This window comes from Enterobacter sp. CFEC122, from assembly GCF_052983755.1.
The window spans coordinates 1-2381 of record NZ_JBRIQR010000102.1 but is presented as its reverse complement, the minus strand read 5'-3'; the positions used below and the strand labels follow the sequence as shown (position 1 = coordinate 2381).

The following is a 2381-nucleotide window of genomic DNA, read 5'->3' as shown; positions in this document are numbered from 1 at the left end:
GCGACAGGGACTCAACTCAGCAACACGCTAGCCGATGAGCCTCTTGCATATGTCGGGCAGGGATACCATCGCTTTCGTCGTTATGCGCCCCGCATGTTGCGCTGTCTGAAGCTCGAAGCCGCGCCGGTCGCCGGACCATTGGTAGCAGCAGCTTTGTCGATCGGAGAGATGAAAGGTGTTGCATCGCCAGAAAGGCGTTTCCTGCGGCCCAGCTCCAAATGGAACCGTCATTTACGAGCTCAGGAAAAAGGAGATACCCGTCTTTGGGAAGTGGCGGTACTCTTTCACCTCCGGGATGCTTTTCGTTCCGGAGATGTCTGGCTCGCTCATTCGCGCCGCTATGGTGACCTCAAGCAGGTACTGGTGCCGATGATCGCGGCGCAGGAAAATGCAAAACTGGCCGTGCCTTCCAACCCACAGGATTGGCTGGCAGACAGAAAGGCGCGACTCACGATCGCTCTTAAGCGGCTGGCCCGGGCTGCCCGTAACGGCACTATTCCGCACGGTAGCATAGAAGATGGAACGTTGCGGATCGACAGGTTGACAGCAGACGTGCCGGATGGTGCCGAGGCACTCATACTGGATCTGTATCGCCGAATGCCGTCCGTTCGGATTACCGACATGCTGCTTGAAGTTGATGCAGCCCTTGGTTTCACAGATGCGTTTACCCATCTGAGAACCGGGGCTCCATGTCGCGACCGGATCGGTCTGCTCAACGTCCTGCTCGCTGAAGGGCTCAATCTGGGCCTGCGTAAGATGGCGGAAGCTACAAACACGCATGATTACTGGCAGCTCTCACGCCTTGCCCGCTGGCATGTTGAAAGCGAAGCCATGAACCAGGCATTGGCAATTGTGGTGGCCGCGCAGGGTAAACTGCCGATGTCACGCGTCTGGGGGATGGGCACGTCAGCATCGAGCGATGGTCAGTTTTTCCCGACAGCGCGGCATGGCGAAGCCATGAACATGGTCAATGCCAAATATGGTTCTGTTCCCGGCCTCAAAGCGTATACTCACGTAAGCGACCAGTTCGCGCCATTCGCTTGTCAGTCGATCCCGGCGACCGTGAGCGAGGCACCGTATATTCTCGATGGACTACTGATGAACGAGGTCGGTCGCCATGTTCGCGAACAGTATGCCGATACAGCAGGATTCACCGACCATTTGTTCGGAGCCAGTAGCCTGCTCGGCTACAATCTCGTTCTGCGAATCAGGGATCTGCCATCGAAGCGGTTGTACGTATTTAATCCCGATACGACCCCCAGGGAGTTACGCAAGTTGGTAGGTGGAAAAGCCCGGGAGGATCTTATCGTTGCGAACTGGCCTGATATTTTCCGTTGTGCCGCGACGATGACCGCTGGCAAAATCAGGCCCAGCCAACTCCTGCGCAAGCTCGCTTCTTACCCACGACAAAACAACCTTGCAGTTGCGCTTCGTGAAGTTGGTCGTATTGAACGGACCCTTTTCATTATTGAGTGGATCCTGGATACGGACATGCAGCGGCGTGCTCAGATCGGTCTTAACAAGGGAGAGGCCCACCATGCGCTCAAAAATGCGCTCCGTATCGGGAGGCAGGGGGAAATTCGCGATCGCACGACAGAGGGGCAGCACTACCGAATCGCTGGGCTCAATTTATTGACTGCGGTGATCATTTACTGGAATACCGTCCATCTTGGTCATGCCGTCACGGAGCGGCGGAACGAAGGGTTGGATGTTCCCCCTGAATTTCTTCCCCACATATCCCCATTGGGCTGGGCGCACATTCTACTGACTGGCGAATATCTTTGGCCCAAGGAACCGAAAGCTTAGGGTGTCATTTCGCCCTCAGCCGGAACCGACCCCCTGAAGGCGAACGGATTTACCCGCTTTATTGTGGCCGGAGGGGAAACGTCGAGCATTGTGGCGCAGACCCTGGGGGTTGAGGCGTTCCATATTGGGCCGACCATCTCCCCTGGCGTGCCCTGGGTGCGTGACACCCGCCAGCCGCTCTCCCTGGCGCTGAAGTCAGGTAACTTCGGCGATATCCAGTTCTTTGCCCGTGCCCAGCAGGAGTTTCGTCATGACTGAGCAACAACTGCGAGAGGAAATGGTGCAGATTGGCGCCTCGTTGTTTAGCCGCGGCTATGCCACCGGCTCCGCTGGCAATCTGTCGCTGCTGCTGCCGGACGGCAACCTGCTGGCGACGCCGACCGGCGCCTGCCTCGGCGAACTGCAGGCTCAGCGGTTGTCGGTGGTGACGCTGCAAGGGGAATGGATCTCCGGCGACAAACCGTCGAAAGAGGTCACTTTTCACCGGGCGGTCTATTTGCACAACCCGGCCTGCAAGGCGATCGTCCACTTGCACAGCCACTATCTGACCGCGCTCTCCTGCCTGCAGGGGCTCG

1 protein-coding gene and 2 pseudogenes are annotated in these 2381 nt (G+C 57.7%); all 3 read left to right on the top strand.

What is annotated here, in order from left to right; genetic code table 11:
• Nucleotides 1-1806, top strand: a pseudogene (locus ACVCAM_RS26240) (Tn3-like element Tn5403 family transposase); the annotation flags it as partial.
• 33 nt (nucleotides 1807-1839) lie between these two features.
• A pseudogene (locus ACVCAM_RS26235) lies at nucleotides 1840-2064 on the top strand (nucleotide-binding domain containing protein); the annotation flags it as partial.
• Nucleotides 2057-2381: class II aldolase/adducin family protein (locus ACVCAM_RS26230; protein ID WP_020315656.1), on the top strand; the 325-nt coding region annotated here is incomplete at its 3' end. The pseudogene ACVCAM_RS26235 and the gene ACVCAM_RS26230, both read left to right, overlap by 8 nt.